At 53.9% G+C, this 22,440-nt stretch carries 17 protein-coding genes; 3 read left to right on the top strand and 14 right to left on the bottom strand.

From position 1 onward, the window contains the following. Window position 1: 1 nt before the first annotated feature. From HZS52_RS21915 to HZS52_RS21935, 5 genes are all read right to left on the bottom strand, one after another. The gene (locus tag HZS52_RS21915) at window positions 2-1,348 is read right to left on the bottom strand and encodes an NAD(P)H-dependent oxidoreductase (RefSeq protein WP_190373690.1); all 1,347 of its coding nucleotides are present in this window, start codon (window positions 1,346-1,348) and stop codon (window positions 2-4) included. A gap of 7 nt (window positions 1,349-1,355) precedes the next feature. Next, window positions 1,356-2,132 (bottom strand): glucose-1-phosphate cytidylyltransferase, encoded by a 777-nt coding sequence (gene rfbF, locus HZS52_RS21920; protein ID WP_190373691.1) that lies wholly within the window; start codon window positions 2,130-2,132, stop codon window positions 1,356-1,358. A 15-nt stretch (window positions 2,133-2,147) separates the two neighbouring features. Beyond that, on the bottom strand, window positions 2,148-3,248 hold the full coding sequence (locus tag HZS52_RS21925; RefSeq protein WP_039859311.1) for an NAD-dependent epimerase/dehydratase family protein: 1,101 nt from the start codon (window positions 3,246-3,248) through the stop codon (window positions 2,148-2,150). A gap of 814 nt (window positions 3,249-4,062) precedes the next feature. After that, window positions 4,063-5,688, bottom strand: coding sequence for a methyl-accepting chemotaxis protein (locus HZS52_RS21930; RefSeq protein ID WP_190373692.1), 1,626 nt, complete (start codon window positions 5,686-5,688; stop codon window positions 4,063-4,065). Between the two features lie 316 nt (window positions 5,689-6,004). After that, window positions 6,005-6,361, bottom strand: coding sequence for a PHB depolymerase family esterase (locus HZS52_RS21935; RefSeq protein ID WP_263364985.1), 357 nt, complete (start codon window positions 6,359-6,361; stop codon window positions 6,005-6,007). Window positions 6,362-6,476: 115 nt separating this feature from the next. Here HZS52_RS21935 and HZS52_RS21940 point away from each other — a divergent pair, with 115 nt between their 5' ends. Then, window positions 6,477-7,595, top strand: a complete 1,119-nt coding sequence (locus HZS52_RS21940; protein WP_190373693.1) for an N-acetylglucosaminyl phosphatidylglycerol synthase — start codon at window positions 6,477-6,479, stop codon at window positions 7,593-7,595. Continuing rightward, on the top strand, window positions 7,573-8,598 hold the full coding sequence (locus HZS52_RS21945; protein ID WP_022520464.1) for a glucosaminyl phosphatidylglycerol flippase: 1,026 nt from the start codon (window positions 7,573-7,575) through the stop codon (window positions 8,596-8,598). Before HZS52_RS21940 ends, HZS52_RS21945 begins: the two co-directional genes overlap by 23 nt. 90 nt (window positions 8,599-8,688) lie before the next feature. On the opposite strand, the gene sucD is transcribed toward HZS52_RS21945, so the two are convergent. The 9 genes from sucD to sdhC form a co-directional block, all read right to left on the bottom strand. Continuing rightward, the gene (sucD, locus tag HZS52_RS21950) at window positions 8,689-9,561 is read right to left on the bottom strand and encodes a succinate--CoA ligase subunit alpha (RefSeq protein ID WP_009287300.1); all 873 of its coding nucleotides are present in this window, start codon (window positions 9,559-9,561) and stop codon (window positions 8,689-8,691) included. Beyond that, a complete protein-coding gene (sucC, locus tag HZS52_RS21955) occupies window positions 9,561-10,727 on the bottom strand; it encodes an ADP-forming succinate--CoA ligase subunit beta (protein WP_009287299.1) in 1,167 nt (388 codons plus the stop codon). The genes sucD and sucC overlap by 1 nt, the downstream gene beginning before the upstream one ends. 146 nt (window positions 10,728-10,873) lie before the next feature. Beyond that, window positions 10,874-12,313 (bottom strand): dihydrolipoyl dehydrogenase, encoded by a 1,440-nt coding sequence (gene lpdA / locus HZS52_RS21960; protein WP_190373694.1) that lies wholly within the window; start codon window positions 12,311-12,313, stop codon window positions 10,874-10,876. 125 nt (window positions 12,314-12,438) lie between these two features. Next, entirely contained in the window at window positions 12,439-14,013 is a 1,575-nt protein-coding gene (gene odhB / locus HZS52_RS21965; protein ID WP_190373695.1) for a 2-oxoglutarate dehydrogenase complex dihydrolipoyllysine-residue succinyltransferase, read from the bottom strand. A 38-nt stretch (window positions 14,014-14,051) separates the two neighbouring features. Further along, window positions 14,052-16,886 (bottom strand): 2-oxoglutarate dehydrogenase E1 component, encoded by a 2,835-nt coding sequence (locus HZS52_RS21970; protein WP_027959716.1) that lies wholly within the window; start codon window positions 16,884-16,886, stop codon window positions 14,052-14,054. Between the two features lie 388 nt (window positions 16,887-17,274). Continuing rightward, a complete protein-coding gene (locus HZS52_RS21975; protein WP_009287296.1) occupies window positions 17,275-17,985 on the bottom strand; it encodes a succinate dehydrogenase iron-sulfur subunit in 711 nt (236 codons plus the stop codon). A gap of 27 nt (window positions 17,986-18,012) precedes the next feature. Further along, window positions 18,013-19,785, bottom strand: coding sequence for a succinate dehydrogenase flavoprotein subunit (gene sdhA / locus HZS52_RS21980; RefSeq protein ID WP_022520468.1), 1,773 nt, complete (start codon window positions 19,783-19,785; stop codon window positions 18,013-18,015). A gap of 4 nt (window positions 19,786-19,789) precedes the next feature. Beyond that, window positions 19,790-20,137 (bottom strand): succinate dehydrogenase, hydrophobic membrane anchor protein, encoded by a 348-nt coding sequence (gene sdhD, locus HZS52_RS21985; protein ID WP_022520469.1) that lies wholly within the window; start codon window positions 20,135-20,137, stop codon window positions 19,790-19,792. Continuing rightward, complete coding sequence (sdhC, locus tag HZS52_RS21990) at window positions 20,131-20,508, bottom strand: succinate dehydrogenase, cytochrome b556 subunit (RefSeq protein WP_196518187.1); 378 nt, start codon at window positions 20,506-20,508, stop codon at window positions 20,131-20,133. Before sdhC ends, sdhD begins: the two co-directional genes overlap by 7 nt. A 501-nt stretch (window positions 20,509-21,009) precedes the next feature. On the opposite strand from sdhC, the gene gltA reads away from it, so the two are divergent. Next, window positions 21,010-22,296, top strand: a complete 1,287-nt coding sequence (gltA, locus tag HZS52_RS21995; RefSeq protein ID WP_009287293.1) for a citrate synthase — start codon at window positions 21,010-21,012, stop codon at window positions 22,294-22,296. Window positions 22,297-22,440 lie beyond the last annotated feature (144 nt).

Here is a 22,440-nt window from a genome sequence, read left to right on the forward strand (position 1 = left end):
CTTACTCCGTGAAAGTAGCAGCGACACCAGACGTCAATTCCAGGGCAAACATGGCTTCCTGTTCGGCATAAAGACGGTCGATCAGCCGCCCTGGCGGTATACGCACATCATCAAAGGTCAGCGCCGCATCCTTTTCCACATGGCCCACCACCTGACAGCCCAGCGCTAGCCCGATAGGCAACAGCCGTTCCCTGCGTATTACCTCAATGTTTTCCGCCACACCATAGACTTCAAAACCGCCGAGTTCTTCTATTGTTTCCCCCTCTCGCAACGCTTTTTTGGCTATGGCGATAACGCCCACCCTCGGGCCCTCTAAGGGGGATAACACTGGATCACGGAAAAGCACGGCACGGGCAACGGACGTGGGCACTTCGAAATGGCAAAGATGGTAGGGCGTTGTGAAGCAGTAATATGGCCCCTCGCCCAACTTGTAGAGTTCGAGGTAGTGGCGCTGGCGAGGGCTATCAATCGTCCCGAGCACAAATACGCCCGGCCCTGGCTGCGCTCCAACAACATAATCAACAAACCCCGGCCCCTCTGGGTTCAAGTAGGGTTCAAATGCCGACACCGCCTGTTCGATGGGCAGTAAAGGGCCACCGGCTACGCCACCGGAGAAATCAGGGCCCAACATACCGCGTTGCGCCACTTGCATACCGGTTCCATTGGCGACGATCGCCTGTTCGAACGATATCTTGGTGCCATCAGCAAAAGAGGCCACCATTGCCGGCTTTTGCCCCCAGCGTTTAGCAAAGCTCTCCTGGGTAGCCGGATTGCGATATGGGTCATGTAAGCCTTTAATGTTGCCACACAGTACCGGCTTAATGCCTAGCCCGGCGACGAACCGATAGAGATTCATCTGTACACCAGGCTGGTCGCCATCGGCAAAGCTGTAGACAACCCCTGCCACATCGGCTTTCACTTTCAAGATGGGGCCGATCGTGCCGTCGAGTTCCGCGTTCATTTGAATGACGTCTTTACCACTTTCCAGCGCCGCCAGGACGGCATGCGCCGCGAACTCCAACGAGCCAGTGACTTCAATAATTGCATCCAATCCCTCTGCGCGTGCCAGTGCCACGGCATCCTCGGTGACTGCCGGTCGCCCAGCCGCAATCGCCGCTTCAAGTTCCTGCTGAGTCTCGCAGGCGACTGGCTCAATCCCGGTTTGCTGGAAGACTTTGATCGCTGTATCCAAATGACGATTGGCAATCGCACAAAGGCGCATCCCGGGCGTAGCGGTCATAATCTGCAGACCGATACCGCCCGCTTGGAACCCCGCCCCGACCATCCCCACTCGAATGGGATTACCCTGCGCCTCTCGTTGGGCAAGCGCCGTATCAACAATAATCATTGATGGTTCATTCCTTCCAGAGCTTCCAGGGGGCGCCTTCTACCCAGGCGGTCTCGAGTACCATTCTGTCTCTCAGCGTATCCATGCTTTGCCAGTACCCGTTATGATGGAAGTAGCCCAATTTCCCCAGCTCGATCATCCGGTTCATGGGCTCGTTTTCCCATACGGTCTGGCTATCGTCGATCATCTCGAACACTTCCGGATTACAGACGAAGAAGCCGCCATTGATCAGCCCTCCATCTATTTCGCCCTTCTCACGAAAGCCCTCTACCTGGCTGTTGCCCTCTTTCAAACGCAGGGCACCGTAGCGGCCCGGCTGCGTTACTGCCGTCAGGGTGCACCAATTTTTCGAGGCCAGATGTGAGTCGATCAAGGCATTGATATTCAGATCACTCAACCCATCGCCATAGGTCAAACAGAAAGGCTCATCTGCCAGGAGAGACATTGCCTTCTTGAGACGCCCTCCGGTCATGGCATCGGCGCCTGTATCCAGCACGGTGATTTTCCAATCATCATTCACACTCTGAAGCCAATCGACGTTACCTGTCTTCAGATCGATGGTGTAATCGGTTCGATTGCCGCGATAATTGAGGAAATAGTCACGGATGTACTCCACCTTATAGCCACCCAGGACGATAAACTCCTTTAAGCCATGATGGGCGTACATCTTCATGATATGCCAAAGGATCGGCCGACCACCCACTTCCACCATGGGCTTGGGGCGAATGGCTGTTTCTTCACTTAAGCGCGTTCCGAACCCTCCCGCGAAAATTGCGACTTTCATAGTCTAGCCTCCGTTTCAGGCCTCAAGGTTAATGTGGGTAGCAGCAGACAAAGCACTCGGGGTGACTGCATCACACATTTGCCAGCGCAGGTTTTCAGATAGACGGCGCGCAGTGATATGTGCCTGCAGCGCATGCAGACGCATATAGCGCGAGGCTCGGAACTGGGTATCGGAAAACTCCATGCTTTTGAGCCCATTGATCAATCCCATGATCGAATCTATTAGCGTCATTTGTGGTTGGTGCTCAGGTGCCAACTTGGCAAACAGGCTGAAATCCACTTGGTAGGAGCGACTGTCCGCCGGGGCTTGGGTATTGATACTCAGCGTGGTGCCGGGAACGGCTTTGGCCACTGCAGTGGCTAAGTCTCGCACTTGATGATTGCGTTCGTTCGATCCGGTATTGATATTGAGTATGCGCCCGCCGTTTTCAGGCTTGCGCTGTACTGCCCAATCGACAGCTCTGGCCATATCGGAGACGTCGATCAAGGGCCGCCAGGGAGACCCATCGCTAAGCACGGTAATATGCTGCTGACTTAGGGCACAGGCAACGAAATCATTGAGCACCAGATCCAGCCGTAAACGCTCTGACATTCCGCAAGCAGTCGCAAAGCGTAAACTGGTAATCACCATGTCGCCCCCAATGCCGGCTAACGCTTCTTCAGCTGCTATTTTCGAGCAGGCATAGGCGGTAACGGGAGCCACGGGATCCAACTCACTGCGCGGAGCCCCTAAAGCGATGCCATAAATGCTGCAACTTGAGGCAAAAACGAAGTTTTCTACCCCCGCCTGAGCCGCTGCCTTGGCAATCTCAACCGTCGCCTGCTGATTGACCTCAGCTGTCACTGCGGCGAAACGGTCTCCCATGGGGTCATTGGAAATCGCCGCCAGTTGAACTACAGCCGTATAACCTTCAAAAAAATCAGCCGGAATATCTCGCACATCCCCCATAAACTGCTGGTCGAGATAGCGCTCAGGAAGAAGTTCGGCATTCGTCAAACAGTGTGCGAAGTAGGCAGTGTCATACCCATGAAGAGTGGCGGATGGGTGACGTAAGGCTAGCTCCCGCACCACAACGGAGCCAACATAGCCCATGTTCCCTATGACCAAGATTTTCAAAATACCACCTCGCCATTATCGTCAATTAAACGAGTTTCCCTACGCTCTTATTTTCAAGCTTATTTAATTCCGATGTTTTTATTCATGCCTACTTGTTGCATTGCATATTTCTGGACTAAAAAGTGTATAGCAGGTAACACAAGGATACTTTAAAGCAATAAAAAAATTGCCACTTCCCAATCAGAAACACTTAAGCCGGACAATGTGACTACTGCTTATATAAGTAAAAATCACATGTAAACTAACAACACTACACTCCAGCACTAGATTTTTAATGTATTAAAAAATCAATGTATTATGATCTTTATAATTAAATTTCTTCCGGTAGCCCTCATGAAAAGCCACACATCCACACATATTACAATAAGAAACATAAAAATTACCAAAGATTACATTTTAAAGATAAGTGACACCGCTTTTACTGTCAAGAATAGAGGCGGGTTAAAAATCTAGTCTGCAGTACTATTTTTTTCATGTAATAAAGCAAAAAAAAGAGTGCTTTTTTCAAACATTGCTTTTTATTTCTCTATATACTTTTTATAAAATCTGCCATCAATCAGTCTTACTAGCAGCTCACCCAGCCTATGATAAAGCCTCGGCGTTGATGCCAGTGGTGTTTGTTCCCATTGACTACGGCAGAGGAGTGATTGATGACAAAAAAGAGCGTACCCAGACCGAAGAATTAGAGTGTTATACGCTTGTCAGTTCGCTGCGCGAAGAGGACCACTTCCTGATGGCACAACCTAGTGAAAAACTTTATTAGCCCATTAAAAAGCAGCAGCGCCTTTGAGGCGCCACTGTTGTTATCAGATTATTAGAACTCTGCTTGTCTTGCAGCCGAGGATAAGGCCATTGCAGGCTTGTACTCTGTTGCTTTTTTCACAACAGCTTCATCTATTTGAAAGGCAGCTACCAGCTCGCGAAGTCGCCCAGCCTGATCTTCCAGGGAAAATGCTGCATTAGTCGACTGCTGAACCAAGGTGCTGTTTTGCTGAGTGGTAGAATCCATTTCAGTAATAGCAGTATTGATCTGCTCAATACCACTGCTTTGCTCCCGAGTGGCAGAGGAGACCTCGACCATCAGCATAGCGAGGCGCTGGATCACCGCTTCCGTCTCACCTATGGTCGCAGCGCCTCGCTCCGCTTGGTCAGAACATAGCTTTATTTTGCTACGCGTATCGTCGAGCATACTACGAATCTCACCTGCTGAAGCGGCACTGCGGCTTGCTAGCGCACGAACTTCTGTAGCGACCACTGCAAATCCACGGCCTTTATCACCAGCACGCGCCGCTTCAACGGAGGCGTTTAAAGCCAGGATATTGGTTTGAAATGCAATCGTATCGATGGCCTCAACGATCTTATCCATGCTTAGCGATGCGGCTGTCACTTCGCGCATTAATTCCACACTTCGGGAAACTTCTTCACCACTGCTTTGCATCTGTTGCGAAGCATTATGGGCCAGCGTATCAGCCTCTTTGGTTGAATCACTATTCTGGCGAACCGTTGCCGTCATCTCCTCCATACTTGAAGCCGTCTCCTGCAAGGCAGCTGCTTGCTGCTCAGTACGAGCGGCGAGCTCCTGCCCACCTTGGGCAATTTCATTGGCTCCGTTCAAGACATTCTCGCTAGAGTCACGTAGTGATGCGACCAAGGTAGTGAGCTCTTTACTCATTTCGGCCATGGAGGTTAATAACTGAGCCGTTTCATCACGTCCTGTGGTTACGATATCGTGTCGCAAATCTCCTTCCGCAACGCGCCTAGCAACCTCAACCGCTCTCCGCAAAGGCAATACAATGCTACGCGTAATAGCAATTGCCAGCGCCAGCGCCATCAACAACGCCACCCCCGCGAAAATACAAAGCTGCCAAATAGCCAAACGATACTCGGCATTTATCGCCTCGTTAGCCGTCTTGACCCCTTCAGCAGCCACTAGGCTAATTTCATCAGCCAACTCCTCAAGCTGGTAGATACTCTCTTTATGCTCACCGAAAGCCAGATTGGCTTGAGAGGTTTCGGTAATACTGCCTAGTTCAATTTGGCGATAGACTGACAAAAAACCCTCTTCATACCCCTGGAGGGCTCTTCCTGCCTGTTGGTACAAAGCATCGAGGCTATCCTTATCGGCAATTTGGCTACCCGCCTGGAAGGCGGCCTGTATTGCTTCGATGGTCGCCGTCCAACTTTGCTGGTAAGCCGCTACCCGATCACTACTGTCGATATTGATGAAGATATCTTTTTCAAAACGCCGCGCTTGCAATGCCAGCCGCTGAATTTCTGCGGCATTGCTTGCGAGTGCTACGTCCGTGTCCAAGGTTTTTTGGGCAGTATCCTTGGTGAAGGTGATGCCCATAATTCCCGCTATTAAAGTGCCCAAAAGCAATAGCGAGACCAAGCCAAAAGCCAGTGCGAGCCGTGTACCGATCTTGAACCGTGAAAGCATTGCCAAATCCTAACAAGTGAAAGAGCTAGGATTTTAGGCAACAAGAATGAAAACTGTAACTCAACCTTTGCAAACTATTGTCAACTTTTATACATAATCAAAGAGTATCTACTATACCAGCGCGTCTCACCTGCGCTAACTTACTGACAGACTAGACATAATCTGAGCGATATCGGCCAGTTCTATGACACTATCAGCCGATGCTGACAGAAGAACCGCAGCATTTCCCGGGCAGCGTCAGGGCCTTGAGGGTCGGTATAGCTGCCCTTTTTGCTACCTCCTGACCAAGCCATGCCCCCATGGATACGCCACTGCTCTAAGCATGGCTTACCCGAAGCATCACGGTGGGTGGTACAGGTGTAGCCGCGGCCCTTGGAACGTTGCCTTGCACTACCGTCGCTCCTGCTTGACGCGATGTGCTGTACTGGGCGGCCACGCGATCCGCGCTGCGGGGGAGCACGGTGGTGTCGCGGTCGCCATGAAACATAATCGCTGGCACATCCGACGCCCACCCGGCTCCTTTTGCTTTGTTACCGCCAGCGAGGGGCCCTGTGCCTCCCTGCATGACCCCCAAGGCATCGGGGAAACTCTTGACCACGCCGTGGAGCAGCCCAGAGTGCACGCCTACCGCCGCAAAGATATCCGGGTAAATCATCGCCAGAGTGGTCGCCATGGCGGCGCCTGCCGAGCGCCCTGCCACATAGACACGAACGGGCTCCGTTGTCTCTGAACTGACTTATTTCTCCTTTATGGTGAAACGATGACACTCTTTGGGGTTGGAGGTTAGCTTGCACATTGCCGATGTGACGATGTTTCATGCCCCCGCCAGCGGCGGTGTGCGTACCTATTTGCAGGCCAAACACCGTGTTTTCTCGCGTATTCCACAGCTGCGTACCAGCCTGCTGGTGCCGGGGGCGGAGCGGGATAGTCTTGGCGACCACCACACGCTACCGGCGTTACACCTTCCTTTGGGGCAAGGTTACCGCTTTCCGCTACGCGGTTCTCCGTGGCGTGATGCACTGATTGATCTGAAGCCCGATCTGATAGAGGCTGGCGACCCCTATGTAACGGCCTGGGCGGCGCTCGATGCGGGGCAACGCCTCGGCGTGCCTGTGGTGGGCTTTTATCACTCTGATCTTCCGCGCCTGATGGGTGATCGCTTTGGGCGCTATGTTGAGAAACGCTTAACCCGCTATGTCACGACGCTTTATAGCCAGTTTGATAGCGTGCTGGCACCCTGTAACGCGATGGCGAATCGACTGAATGACTGGGGCATCGATAACGTTCGCGTTCAGCCATTGGGCGTCGATTTGGCGCAATTCAATCCCCAGCAGTGTGACTCTGCGTTTCGCCAAACCATGGGTATACCCAGCGACAAAAAGCTGCTGATCTTTGTGGGCCGCAATTCCCGCGAGAAAAATATTGATGTGCTGCTTACGACGATGCGTCAGCTAGGCAGCGATTACCATTTGCTGCTGATGGGGCCCGGCATGCCACATCACGTACCCAGTAATGTCACCATCGTTGATCGCTGTTGTGGCGCCCACGAGGTCGCGAAGGCGCTAGCCAGTAGCGATGCGCTGTTACATGCGGGCACCCGAGAAACCTTCGGCTTAATTGCTCAGGAAGCGATGGCAAGCGGCATTCCAGTAATAGCAGCGAACGCAGGGGCGCTGGCAGAAAACGTGCCGCTGGGGGCGGGTATTTTATGCAAACCGCTCGACCCCGTTGCCATGGCGGAGGCGTGTGTGGCACTGTTCAGTAATGATGTCGCCGCCAGTGGGCGCTATGCGCGCCGCCATGTAGAGCGCCATTTCAACTGGGATGGTGTCATGCATTCCCTGCTGGAGCACTATCAGCAGCTTTGCCACGGCAGCCAACCGTATGCACTCCACCAACACCACTAGTCGCCGTCAGCTACTGAAGTGGCGACCCATCCATGGTGTGATGATTGCCTTAGCGCTGATTGCACCGCTAGTGCTCACTGCTTGGTTGGGTGGCGCTGAAGCACTGCAGCGCGTCAAACACTTCCCACTTGGGCTGCTGTTATTGATGCTGGTGATGGCCTTTCTGTGCTGGAACCTGAATGCAGCAAGGCTACGTTTGATGCTGGGTGGCCGTGCGGGCAGGCTCGGCCAGCGCGGCGCGCTGGGTATCGAGCTGGCGTCCAAGTTTGCCCTGTGCGCCACCCCAGGCGGCAGCGGTGGCCCAGCAACCCTGTTGTTGTTGCTTGCGCGGCGCGGTTTCCCGCCTGCCAAGGGCGCGGCGGTGTTCCTGATTGATCAAGGCTGCGATTTACTGTTCTTCCTGGCCATGCTGAGCGGCCTGGTGCTCTTTTCAATGCTAAGCGACACCCAATGGCCACATCAGTCGCTCGTGCAGTGGGCACTGGTAGGATTAGCGTTCATGGCAGCGCTGGTGATTGTCGTAATGCGTTATCTACCCAGCCTATTGCGTTCACCCGGCGTGAACACGCCATGGCCAAGCCGATATCAGCGACGCTGGCTCGTACGGCGCCTCTTGCGCTGTCGGCATGCGTTAAAGGTCACCCTTAAGCTCCCGCGCAGTATATTGATCACCATGCTAGCGCTGACGACGGCGCACTGGCTCATGCGCTACAGCTTGCTCTATTTGGCAGTACTGGGAGTAGGTGGCCATGCGGACTGGATGTGGACATTCTTGACCCAGATGCTGGCGATGGCAGCCAGCCAATTTAGTTTTCTGCCCGGCGGCGCGGGTGCTGCGGAGGTGGGCGTAGGAAGCCTGTTGTTACCGTTGATGGAGCGCGAGCAGGCCGCAGCAGCGGTACTGGTGTGGCGGTTGGTCAGCTACCATTTATATTTGGCGGCAGGCGCGCCGCTCTTTGTACTGTATAGCTATCGCATGCTGCGTCGCTCACCGACGCCATAGCAACATTAGCCAGAACAACATTAAATGTGCAGAAATGAATAAGGGCGCCCCGAGGGGCGCCCTTATAACGTGCAGCTAAACGTCAATGGCTTACCAGCCAGTCACTTCTTTCAGCGCATCACCGATTTCAGCCAAAGAGCGCACGGTTTTAACACCAGCGTCTTCTAGAGCAGCAAACTTCTCGTCAGCGGTGCCTTTACCGCCAGAGATGATCGCGCCCGCGTGGCCCATACGCTTGCCAGGAGGTGCAGTAACACCGGCAATGTAGGAAACCACGGGCTTGGAAACGTTAGCTTTGATGTAAGCCGCCGCTTCTTCTTCAGCCGTGCCACCGATTTCGCCGATCATGACGATAGCTTCGGTTTTCGGGTCTTTCTCGAACATCTCAAGAATGTCGATGAAGTTAGAGCCCGGAATCGGGTCGCCGCCGATGCCCACACAGGTAGACTGACCAAAACCGTGATCAGTGGTCTGCTTGACGGCTTCATAGGTCAAGGTACCAGAACGAGATACGATACCTACGCGGCCCGGCTGGTGAATGTGACCCGGCATGATGCCGATTTTGCATTCGCCGGGGGTGATAACACCTGGGCAGTTCGGGCCAATCAGACGTACACCCAGCTCGTCGCACTTCACTTTGGCTTCGAGCATGTCTAGCGTGGCGATGCCTTCAGTGATGCACACAATCAGCTTGATACCGGCATTCGCCGCTTCAAGGATCGAGTCTTTACAGAACGGCGCCGGTACGTAGATAACGCTGGCTTCCGCGCCGGTTTTCGCTACCGCTTCTTTCACGGTGTTGAAAACGGGCAGACCGAGGTGCTCCTGGCCGCCTTTACCCGGCGTAACACCACCGACCATTTGCGTACCGTAGGCAATCGCCTGCTCGGAGTGGAACGTGCCTTGGCCACCGGTAAAGCCCTGGCAGATGACCTTGGTGTTCTTATCGATCAGGATGCTCATTACTTGCCCTCCGCCGCTTTAACGACCTGCTGAGCCGCGTCGGTCAGACTGGTAGCCGCGATGATGTTCAAACCGCTAGATGCTAGTTTTTCAGCACCCAGCTCGGCGTTGTTACCTTCCAGACGTACGACAACCGGTACGTTGACACCCACTTGCTCAACGGCACCGATAATGCCTTCAGCAATCATGTCGCAACGAACGATACCGCCGAAAATGTTAACCAGTACGGCTTTAACATTGTCGTCAGAGAGGATGATTTTGAACGCTTCTGCCACGCGCTCCTTGGTGGCGCCGCCGCCAACGTCCAAGAAGTTAGCGGGCTTGCCGCCGCTCAGGTTGACGATGTCCATGGTACCCATGGCCAAACCTGCGCCGTTAACCATGCAGCCGATGTTGCCATCAAGCGCGACATAGTTAAGTTCCCACTTCGCCGCATCGGCTTCACGCTGATCTTCTTGCGAAGGATCACGCATGGCCTGCAGGTCAGGGTGACGGTATAGAGCGTTGCTATCCAGACCCAGTTTGGCGTCGAGGCAGTGCAGATTGCCTTCTTCAGTGACGACCAGCGGGTTAATTTCCAACAGCGCCAGGTCTTTGTCGTGGAACAACTGAGACAGACCCAGGAAAATCTTGGTGAACTGCTTGATCTGGTCGCCCTTCAGGCCCAGCTCAAAGGCTAGCTCACGCGCTTGGTACGGCTGCGCGCCGACCAGCGGATCGATTTCGGCTTTCAGAATCTTTTCCGGCGTCTCTTCTGCAACCGTCTCGATCTCGACACCACCTTCGGTGGAGGCCATGAAGACCACACGACGGGTAGTACGGTCAACCACGGCACCGAGATACAGCTCATCGGCGATGTCAGTGCAGGTCTCAACCAAAATCTTGGCAACAGGCTGACCTTTTTCGTCAGTCTGGAAGGTTACCAGGTTTTTACCCAGCCACTGCTCTGCAAATGTTTTGGCTTCAGCCGGGTCTTTAATCAGCTTAACGCCACCCGCTTTACCACGGCCACCGGCGTGAACCTGGGCTTTAACCACCCACATGTCACCACCGATTTTTTTGCAAGCCTCTTCCGCTTCTTCGGGCGTGTCGACTGCAAAGCCTTTAGACACTGGTAGACCATAGTCGGCAAACAGCTGTTTACCTTGATACTCGTGAAGATTCATCGATTCATGCCATTGGTTGCATGTGACTCGAACGATGATCAGTTTCTAAAAAACTGGCCATCCCCGTTCTTTCGATCTTTGTGGATTAAGACAAAGCCGAAAGTTTGCGCCACCCTTAAAAGGTGGCGCTTCGTTGTTTAACTAAATTACTTACGCTTCTTGCGATTGGCCATATGAATCGCGTGACCATCTACCGCAAGCGCTGCTTCATGAATTGCTTCAGCAGTCGTTGGGTGCGCATAACACGTCAATGCCAAATCCTCAGCGCTGGAGCCGAACTCCATGGCAATCACACCCTGGGCAATCAATTCGCCAGCGTGTTGACCCACAATGTGCATACCGAGAATGCGGTCAGTTTCCGCATCAGCGATGATCTTAGCCATGCCATCTGAAGCGTTGTTGGCGAGCGCCCTACCGTTAGCTGCAAACGGGAAAGAACCCATTTTAATCTCAATTCCAGCAGCCTTGGCTTCCTGCTCGTTAATACCGACCCAAGCCACTTCTGGTGCGGTATAGATCACGCTAGGAATAGCGTCATAATTCATCTCAGCCTTATGGCCAGCGATAATATCGGCCACCATAACGCCTTCTTCAGAGGCTTTATGCGCCAGCATCGGGCCGCGTACACAGTCGCCGATAGCATAAATGCCCGGGACGTTGGTACGGCACTGGTCATCGACAAAGATAAAGCCACGCTCATCCAACTCAACGCTAACGCCTTCGTCAATTACGCCTTTGGTGTAGGGGCGACGGCCAACACAAACGATGAGCTTGTCAAAGGTCATCTCTTGTTCGCCGTTGGCATCGCTGTACTTCACAACGACTTCTTCGCCTTTGACTTCCGAACCGGTCACACGAGCGCCGAGTTTGATATCCAGGCCCTGCTTCTTGAGTAGCTTCTGGGTCTCCTTGGCGATGGCGGTATCCACCATCGGCAGGAAACTGTCCATGGCTTCAAGCATAGTGACTTCACTGCCCAGGCGGCTCCACACACTGCCCAGTTCGAGACCGATGACGCCAGCCCCAATCACACCCAGGCGCTTAGGTGCCTCGGTAAATTCAAGCGCACCACTAGAGTCAACGATCAAGCCTTCGGTCATCGGGGTCGGCGGAATCTCAACCGGCACAGAGCCCGCTGCGATAACAATGTTGTCAGCGTCATAAGTGGCTTTTTCACCATCATGGCCAGTAACTTCGACCTGCTTAGACGCGACTACTTTGCCGGTGCCTTCAAGGGCGGTAACACCATTGGCTTTGAATAACGCACTAATACCGCCGACGTTCTTGGCGATGACCTGATCCTTGAACTCAAGCATCTTGGCAATGTTCGTTGACACATCGCTGATTTCAATACCAATCTCGGCGTAATGGTCACGGGCCTCAACAAACTTGTGCGAGGTTTCCAGCAAGGCCTTCGAGGGAATACAGCCCACGTTTAGGCAAGTGCCGCCGTGAACTGTCTTACCTTCCTTATTAACCCATTTTTCGACACAGGCCGTTTTTAGGCCCATCTGTGCGGCACGAATGGCGGCGACGTAACCGCCAGGGCCGGCACCAATAACGATCACATCAAACTTATCAGCCATGTTGGCTCCTTTAGCTTGCTGGCCTCCCCCCATTTTAACTCGAACCGGGCGGGAGGCTGAGTGCGATTGCAGATATATCCTGGTTAAGCATCAGCGTACTGAATCAATATGACGCTTACGCTTTTTTAGATATCTAGCAGCAGACGTGCCGGGTCTTCCAGCAACTCTTTGAGAGTGACCAAGAATTGAACGGCGTCTTTGCCGTCGATCATACGGTGGTCGTAAGAGAGCGCCAGATACATCATCGGGCGAATCTCGACCTTGCCGTTGATGGCCATCGGACGATCCTGGATTTTGTGCATGCCCAGAATGGCGGTTTGCGGCGGGTTGATGATCGGAGTCGACATCAGCGAGCCAAAGGTACCACCGTTGGTGATGGTAAAGGTGCCGCCGATCATGTCGTCCATGCCCAGCTTACCGTCACGACCACGCTTGCCGAAGTCGACAATCTTGCGCTCGACGTCAGCAATTTTCATGCTGTCGGTGTCACGCAGTACCGGCACGACCAAACCACGGTCAGTGGATACCGCAACGCCGATATCCTGATAACCGTGATAAACGATGTCGGTGCCGTCGATAGAGGCGTTAACGTCCGGGAACCGCTTGAGCGCTTCTGAAGCCGCTTTTACAAAGAAGCCCATAAAGCCCAGCTTAATGTCGTGAGCTTTTAAGAACGTCTCTTTGTACTGCGCACGGAGGGCCATGATCTCGGTCATGTCCACTTCGTTGTAGGTAGTCAGCATCGCCGCGGTTTGCTGCGCCTGAACCAGGCGCTTGGCGATGGTCTGACGCAGACGGCTCATCGGTACGCGCTTCTCGATGCGCTCACCTTCGGCAGTTGGTGCCGCGGCAGCTTTCGCTGGTGCAGACGATTTTGCTGCTTTCTTGGCAGAACCGTCTTTGACCGCTTTCTGAACGTCTTCTTTCAAGATGCGGCCACCTTTGCCGGTGCCTTCAATCTTGGCAACGTCCAGGTCATGCTCGGCAACCATTTTACGTGCGGCCGGAGCGAGGATTTTGTCACCGACTTTCTCGTCGGCGCCATCGCCATCGCTGCTGTCTGCTTTAGCGGACGCTGAATCGCCACCGCTTTCGCTTCCACTGTCGCCACCGGCCCCTTCGGTGAAGGTCGCAAGAATCGCTTCAGATTCAACCTGGCTACCCTCTTCGGCTTTAATTTCAGCCAGGGCGCCATCGGCCGGAGCGACCACTTCCAGCACAACCTTATCGGTTTCGATGTCGGCCAGCACGTCATCGCGCTGGACCGCTTCACCGACTTTTTTGTGCCAGGTCGCCACGGTGCCTTCCTGGATTGACTCAGGGAAGCTGGGGGCTTTTACGTCGTGTTGCTTGCCGCCACCGCTGGCTTTTTTCTCTTCTTTCTTACCTTCAGACTTCTCTTCGGATTTTTCAGCGCTGTCATCGCCCGAAGATTTCTCTTCTTTTTGGCTGCCAGACGCGCTGCCTTCGCCGATTTTGCCCAGCACCTGTTCTGACGCAACCGTATCGCCCTCTTCGGCCATTACGTCGGTCAGGGTTCCCGCTTCCGGTGCGACGACTTCCAGCACCACTTTGTCGGTTTCGATCTCAACAATCAGCTCGTCACGCTCAACGCTGTCACCCGGCTTTTTATGCCACGCCGCCACTGTGCCTTCGGCAACGGATTCCGGAAAGGTTGGCGCTTTGATCTCAGTAGCCATGTCGTTTCCCTTATATGTTCTCTAAATCCGGTGGTCGCTTATAAATTAAAAGCGTCTTCCACCAGCTGGCGCTGCTGTTCAGTGTGGACGGACATATAGCCAGCTGCTGGAGCAGCAGAGGCAGGACGTCCTGCAAATTTCAACTCGCGACCAAGGCCATCTTTCAGCATGTCGGCCACTGCACGCATATTGTGCTGGCTGGAGTACCAAGCGCCCTGATTAAGCGGCTCTTCCTGGCACCACACAATATCTTCTACGTTGGTATAGTCTTGCAGCGCTTCCAGAAGCTCTTCTTTCGGGAAGGGGTATAGCTGCTCAATACGCACAACTGCCGTGTCATGACGCTCATTCTCAGCGCGCCAAGCGGCTAAGTCGTAGTAGACCTTGCCAGCACATAGCACAACGCGTGTGACCTTCTTCGGCGCCAGATCTGCCTGGTCGGCGAGTACCATATGGAACTTACCGTGAGCGAGATCTTCAAGGCTCGAAATCGCTTCTTTATGACGCAGCAGCGATTTAGGTGTCATCACCACCAGCGGTTTGCGCAGCGGACGAATCACCTGACGACGCAGTAGATGATAAATCTGTGCGGGCGTGGTGGGTACGCAGACCTGCATATTGTGCTCAGCACACATTTGCAGGAAGCGCTCCAAACGCGCCGAAGAGTGCTCCGGGCCCTGGCCTTCGTAGCCGTGTGGCAACAGCATGGTTAAACCACACACCCGGCCCCACTTCGTTTCACCCGACGAGATGAACTGATCCACGACCACCTGGGCGCCGTTAAAGAAGTCACCAAACTGAGCTTCCCAGATCACCAAGTCATTCGGAGCAGTGGTTGAGTAGCCGTACTCAAATGCCAACACCGCTTCTTCCGAAAGGAAGGAGTCATGAATGGTGAAACGCGGCTGACCATCGGCCATATTCTGCAGCGGAACATAGGTAGTGCCATCTTTCTGATTATGCACCACCGCATGACGGTGGGAGAAAGTACCGCGCCCAACGTCTTGCCCGGTAATCCGGATCGGATGCCCCTGCTCTAGCAGCGTGGCGTAGGCTAGTGTTTCCGCAAAACCCCAGTTAAGTGCCAAACCACCAGCCTGCATTTTACGCCGGTCTTCATAAATCTTGGCCACCTGACGCTGCACTTCGACGCCATCCGGCACTTCACACATGCGAGCCGCTAACTGCTGCAGACGCTTCATATCAAACGTCGTGTCGGCATCACCAGACCATTCGTGACCCAGGTAAGGCGCCCAGTCAACGAACAGAGAAGCGTTGGGCTCTTGCACCAGTGCATTGGCAACGTGGTTGCCTGCCACGAGGTCATCACGATAGGTTTCGATCATCGCTTTAGCGGACTCTTCAGAGAGCACGCCCTGATCAACCAAGCGCTTGGCGTACAGCGAGCGCGCAGAAGGGTGATCTTTGATCTTGGAATACATCATCGGCTGCGTGCCTGACGGCTCGTCAGCTTCGTTGTGGCCACGGCGACGGTAGCAAACGAGATCGATCACCACATCTTTTTTGAACTGCTGGCGATAGTCGAGAGCGACTTGGGTGGCGTGCAGCACTGCGTCCGGGTCATCGCCATTGACATGAAAAATAGGCGCTTGAACCATCTTGGCAATATCAGTGCAGTATTCGGTAGAGCGTGCATCCAGCGGATGCGAGGTGGTGAAGCCCACTTGGTTGTTAATCACAATATGGACGGTGCCACCGGTTTTATAAGCACGGGTCTGAGACATCTGGAATGTCTCCATCACCACGCCTTGACCGGCAAACGCCGCATCACCGTGGACGTTGATCGGCAGTACTTTACTGCCCTCTTCGTCGTTACGGCGATCTTGGCGGGCACGCACCGAACCCTCTACGACAGGCGCGACAATTTCCAGGTGCGACGGGTTAAACGACATCGCCAAATGGACTTCGCCGCCCGGGGACATGACGTTCGAACTGAAACCCTGGTGGTACTTCACATCACCTGAGCCACGCTCGATGACTTTCTTGCCGTCGAACTCATCAATCAAGTCAGCTGGGTTTTTACCCAGAATATTGACTAGCAGATTGAGTCGACCACGGTGCGCCATACCGATGACCACTTCCTTGGTGCCATAACCGCCAGCACGCTGGATAAGCTCGTCCATCATCGGCACAAACGATTCGCCGCCTTCAAGACCGAAACGCTTGGTACCTGGATACTTGGATGCCAGGTAATTCTCCAAACCTTCGGCGGCCGTCAAACGCTCCAGCACGTGCTTGCGCACGTCGGCACTGAAATCAGGCGCACTGCGTACCGACTCAAAACGCCGTTGTAGCCAGCGTTTCTCTTCCGTATCGACGATATGCATGATCTCGCAGCCGATGGAGCGGCAGTAAGTACGCTCCAACGCATCTACGATGTCACGCAGTGGCGCTTTGTCGATACCTAAAAAGAAAGAACCGGTTTGGAACTCGGTATCCAGATCAGCTTTTGAAAGCTGATGAAAGGACAGATCGAGATCGGGGACGGGGGTGGGATTACGCAGCCCTAGCGGGTCGATATTGGCCTTTTGATGGCCACGGAAGCGGTAAGCGTTGATCAGTTGCAGGACTTTTACCTGCTTTTTGTTTTCACCGCTATCGGCAGCGGCGACTACCCGGCCCGGGCGACTTTCGCGCCCCAACTGGTAGAACTGATCACGCACGGGGCTAAGTGGAACATCGTGGGAGGCACTGCCCTCGGGGCGCGGCAACTCATCAAAATAGCTGCGCCATTCGTCAGGGACAGACTCAGGATCGGCGAGGTACTGCTCGTAAAGCGCTTCCACGTAGTGAACATTGCCGCCACTAACGTGAGAGGAACGCCACATCAACTCCATTATGCCTTGTTGCATCTCTCGGTCACCCTGCACTGATGGGGTGGTATCGGTATCGTCGCAAACATGCGGCGACATCGCTATTGCCCTGCCGGCGGGGCGGGACATTTGCCGGCGGCGCCGGCCAACGGCCGGAAACCCTGTTCGTCTAGCTATTCTTCATCTCACACTTTATGTCGCATCTAGCGGTCATACTGTGTTTCTAGCGGTCATACGATGTTTCGTCTTCAGTTCATGCTCGAAAGCCGGTACCCCAGGCACCGGCTTTCAAACTTGTCTGATCAGCAGTGCGACGTGACGCCGCACCGCCTGACAAACCCTATGATAACAAGCGAAGCGCCATGATTTAAGTGGCATTATCACCCAACTTAAGTGGCAGGCGCTTTTTTACTAAGATGTCATAGGCTTAGGTAGCATCAGCGAGTAACATTTCGCGAATTTTACCAATTGCCCGGGTAGGGTTGAGCCCTTTTGGGCACACCGCTACACAGTTCATGATGCCACGGCAACGGAACACCGAGAACGGATCTTCCAGGTTGCTCAACCGTTCGCTGGTAGCCGTGTCACGTGAATCGGCCAGGAAGCGGTAAGACTGCAGCAAACCGGCCGGGCCGACAAACTTCTCGGGGTTCCACCAGAACGACGGGCAAGACGTTGAACAGCATGCACATAGAATACACTCATACAAGCCATCTAGCTTGTCGCGCTCTTCTGGCGACTGCAGACGCTCAATGGCCGGTGCAGGCGTATCGTTCTGCAGGTACGGCTGAATACGCTCGTACTGCTTATAGAACAGCCCCATATCCACGACCATATCGCGAATAACCGGCAGGCCCGGCAGCGGGCGCAGGGTCAGCTTGTTGTTTTTGACAACGTCTGACAGCGGCGTGATACATGCCAAGCCGTTTTTGCCGTTCATGTTCATGCCGTCTGAACCGCAGACGCCTTCACGGCAGCTGCGACGAAACGCCAAACCGCTGTCTTGTTCCTTCATCATATGAAGAACATCCAGCACCATCACATCGCGGCCTTTAGTATCGACCTGAAACTCCTGCATGTAAGGTGCGGAGTCGGTTTCCGGATTGTAGCGGTATACGGATACCTGAAGATTGGACATAGTGACTCCCTCTCGTCTATGCGGCGTTTAGTAGGTACGAACCTTAGGCTCGAACGTATCAACGGTTTTCGGCTTGAAGTTAACGTCGCGTTTTTTCAGCTCTTTCGTCGCTGGGAAGAAGAGCGAGTGCTTCAGCCAGTTGACGTCATCACGGTCTGGATAGTCGTAACGCGAGTGGGCGCCGCGGCTCTCTTTACGCTCTAGGGCAGCGATCGCCGTCGCTTCAGCCACTTCCATCAAGTTATCAAGTTCCAGTGCTTCTACACGGGCAGTGTTGAAGGCATTGGACTTGTCAGGCAAGTAGGCATTGGCGATGCGCTCGCGCAGCAGCGCTAGCTTGTCGACGCCTTCCAGCATGTTTTTCTCTTCGCGGAATACGCCGAAGGAGGTCTGCATGATTTCCTGAAGCTCAGCTTTCAGCTCAGGAATACTTTCACCACCCTCAGACTCATTCCAGCGCGTGATCCGCTTCATGGCCGACTCAATGTCAGACTCGGAAGCGTCCAGGTACTCAATGCCTTCGTTCAGCGCGCCTTCAATAAACATGCCTGCAGCACGACCGAAGACCACTAGATCAAGTAGCGAGTTACCGCCCAAGCGGTTAGCACCGTGAACAGAAACACACGCTGCTTCACCACAGGCAAACAGGCCGTTAACGATATGATCGTTACCGCTTTCGTCCATGGTAATCGCCTGACCATGAATATTGGTCGGAATACCGCCCATCATGTAATGGCAGGTCGGTACGACCGGGATCGGGTCTTTTGCCGGATCGATGTGAGCAAACGTCTTGGAGAGCTCAACGATACCGGGTAGGCGCTTACCAAGTACTTCTTCACCCAGGTGATCAAGCTTCAAGAAGACGTGATCGCCCTTCTCGCCACAGCCACGACCTTCCAGAATTTCCATGACCATCGAACGGGCTACAACGTCACGGCCCGCCAAATCTTTGGCATTCGGCGCATAACGCTCCATAAAGCGTTCGCCGTCTTTGTTGATCAGGTAGCCACCCTCACCGCGGCAGCCTTCTGTGACCAGCGTGCCCGCACCGTAAATACCGGTCGGGTGGAACTGCCACATTTCCATGTCTTGCATCGGGAAGCCCGCACGCAGCGCCATGCCAATACCGTCACCGGTGTTAATCAACGCATTGGTTGTGGAAGCATAAATACGGCCGGCACCACCAGTAGCTAATACTGTGGCCTTGGACTTAATGTGAACCACTTCGCCCGTCTCGATACACATGGCGATACAGCCGACCACATCACCGCTGGCATTTTTGACTAAATCCACCGCATACCACTCATTGAGGAACACGGTATTGTTCTTCAAATTATTCTGGTAAAGGGTGTGCAACAGCGCGTGGCCGGTACGGTCAGCAGCGGCACAGGTACGAGCCGCCTGGCCACCTTCACCGAAGTTCTTCGACTGACCGCCAAACGGGCGCTGATAAATGCGACCGTTATCTAAACGCGAGAACGGCAAGCCCATATGCTCGAGCTCGAATACCGCTTTCGGGCCTTCAGAACACATATACTCCGCCGCGTCCTGGTCAGCGATATAATCGCCGCCTTTAACGGTGTCGTACATATGCCAGCGCCAGTCATCATTCGGGTCATCGGACGCAATCGCGCAGGTAATACCACCCTGGGCAGAAACGGTGTGAGAGCGGGTCGGGAAAACTTTCGATAACACGGCCGTCTTTTTGCCGGACTTCGCCAGCTCTAGAGCGGCTCGCAGGCCAGAGCCACCGCCACCAATAATAATGGCGTCAAACGTCAGGCTACGCAGATTAGACATGTAATCAAGCTCCCCACAGAATTTGAATGCCCCACACCAAGTACACGAAAATGCCCAAGATGATGACAGCTTGGACACCCACGCGCAGGCGAGTGGACTTGAGATAGTCGGTGGTGACGGTCCACAGACCAATCCAGGCGTGTGCGGCTAAGGCGACGAACGCCAGTAGCGAGAAAATCCGCATCCACGTCTGGCTGAACAGACCGCTCCACGTGTAGTAATCGAGGTTCGGATTAAACAGCAGAAAGGCAACGATAAAGACCGTGTAGAGGGCCAAAATAACAGCAGAAACGCGCTGCATCAGCCAGTCAGAAAGCCCACTACGGCCAAAACTTGTAATGTTAGTTACCATACCCAAACTCCTGCCAGAATAATCAGAACAGCGCTGACCACGACGGTGATCTGCGCTTTTTTAACGCCACCCTCAAGGGTTACCCCAATATCGGCATCCATCAGCAGGTGCTTGATACCTGCTACAAAGTGGAATGCCAGTGCGGATAACAACCCCCAAGCAATCAACTTAGCCAAAAAATTATTGGCCAGTGCATCGCTAACGGCGTCGAAACCCGCAGGAGATGACAAGGACTTGCCCAGCGCCCAAAAAGCGAAAATCAGGCCAACGAACAGGATGACACCCGTGATGCGGTGTGTGATCGACGTCAGCGCCGGCAGTGGGAAATGTATCGTAGTAAGGTCTAGGTTTACGGGTCGTTTGCTATTCACGGCTTTGTACACACTCTCTTGGCCCGCTCTGCGACAGGTCGGGCATGGCCCGAGCGGGCGGTGGTTGCTGGAAGGGGCTCGGCCGTTGCCAAGTCGGGCACGACCACCTACCTGCCGGTCGCGCGCCGTGGATTATAAGAACCTTCGCCCTCGCTTACAAACCGAACTCAGCCCTAACTCGACTATGGTGCAAGAAAATTGTCCGCATCCTGAGTCGATTTTGCGCTGCAGCATGGTTATAGTGACAGTAGATTAGCAATTTGATAAGCCTGTTAACATATCATGTTAGCCTATCGTCAATCTTCTGACGCTTCGCCATAATGTAGGCTTTTTCATCGTATACAAAAACTATTCAAAGCAACAATATTTGTACAACCTGCAGCTAGCGCTTAGGCTAATTGACAAAATGTCGCACACTTCTATAGTGGGCAAGCCTTTTCGCCGGCGCGGTATGCGCAGCAATGACTTTACGTCCCAACCCGAATTCGAAAGGAGGCCAGCATGGCTGACAGGAAAGCGACATTGACGGTAGACGGTCTGGATAAACCGATCGAGCTACCCATGTATTCCGGCACACTTGGCCCCGACGTCATCGACGTACGCGGTTTAGGCGCTGAAGGCCTGTTCACCTACGACCCCGGCTTTATGGCCACCTCTTCCTGCCAGTCTGCCATCACTTATATTGATGGCGGCAAGGGCGTGCTGCTACACCGCGGCTACCCGATTGATCAACTGGCCAAAGAGTCCAATTTCGTAGAAGTGTGCTACACCCTGCTGTTTGGTGAGTTACCCAACGACGAGCAGTACGCGGATTTTGAATCGCGCATTCGTAACCACACCATGGTTCACGATCAGATCAACAACTTCTTTAAAGGGTTCCGCCGCGATGCCCACCCGATGTCTATTTTGTGCGGTGTAGTGGGCGGCTTAGCGGCCTTCTACCACGACCACATGGACATCACTCAAGAGGAAGATCGCGTGATCAGCGCGATCCGCCTGATCGCCAAGATGCCTACCCTGGCGGCAATGTCCCATAAGTATAATGTGGGTCAGCCCTTTAACTACCCGCGCAACGATCTGACCTATGCAGAGAACTTCCTCTACATGATGTTCAGCAACCCTTGCGAAGAGTACAAAATCAACCCGGTATACGCGAAAGCCATGGATCGCATCTTCATGCTGCATGCGGATCACGAGCAGAACGCCTCTACCTCGACTGTACGCTTGGCAGGCTCCACGGGGGCCAACCCATTCGCTTGTATTAGCGCAGGTATCGCGGCACTTTGGGGCCCCGCTCACGGCGGCGCCAACGAAGCCGTGCTGGCTATGCTCGACGAAATCGGTGAAGACTCCGAAGAGAACATCCAGCGCTTTGTTGATAAAGCCAAGGATAAGGACGACCCGTTCAAGCTAATGGGCTTTGGTCACCGCGTGTATCGCAACTTTGACCCGCGCGCCAAGGTAATGAAAGAGACCTGCGACGAAGTACTTGCAGAGCTCGGCATGGCCGACGACCCTCAGCTTAAAATCGCCAAGCGTCTTGAGCAAATTGCCCTAGAAGACGAGTACTTCATCGAGCGGAAGCTGTACCCGAACGTTGATTTCTACTCAGGCATCATTTTGAAAGCCATGGGTATCCCCACCAATATGTTCACCGTGATCTTCGCGGTATCGCGCACTATTGGCTGGATCTCGCATTGGCACGAAATGCTCAGCGAAAGCTACAAAATCGGTCGTCCGCGCCAGCTCTATATTGGCCACGACCAGCGTGACTATCCGAAAAAATAAACCATCCCCGCTTGACAGTACGATCAAAGGCCACCTTCGGGTGGCCTTTTGCGTATGGGCTGATTAACGCTCTGGTTCATAGACCACCAACGCACCACCACATGCGCTCGCGACCATTCACTAACCTACCAGGTGCCTTGAGCA

It is taken from the genome of Vreelandella titanicae (assembly GCF_014697095.1).
Lineage (GTDB): Bacteria > Pseudomonadota > Gammaproteobacteria > Pseudomonadales > Halomonadaceae > Vreelandella > Vreelandella titanicae.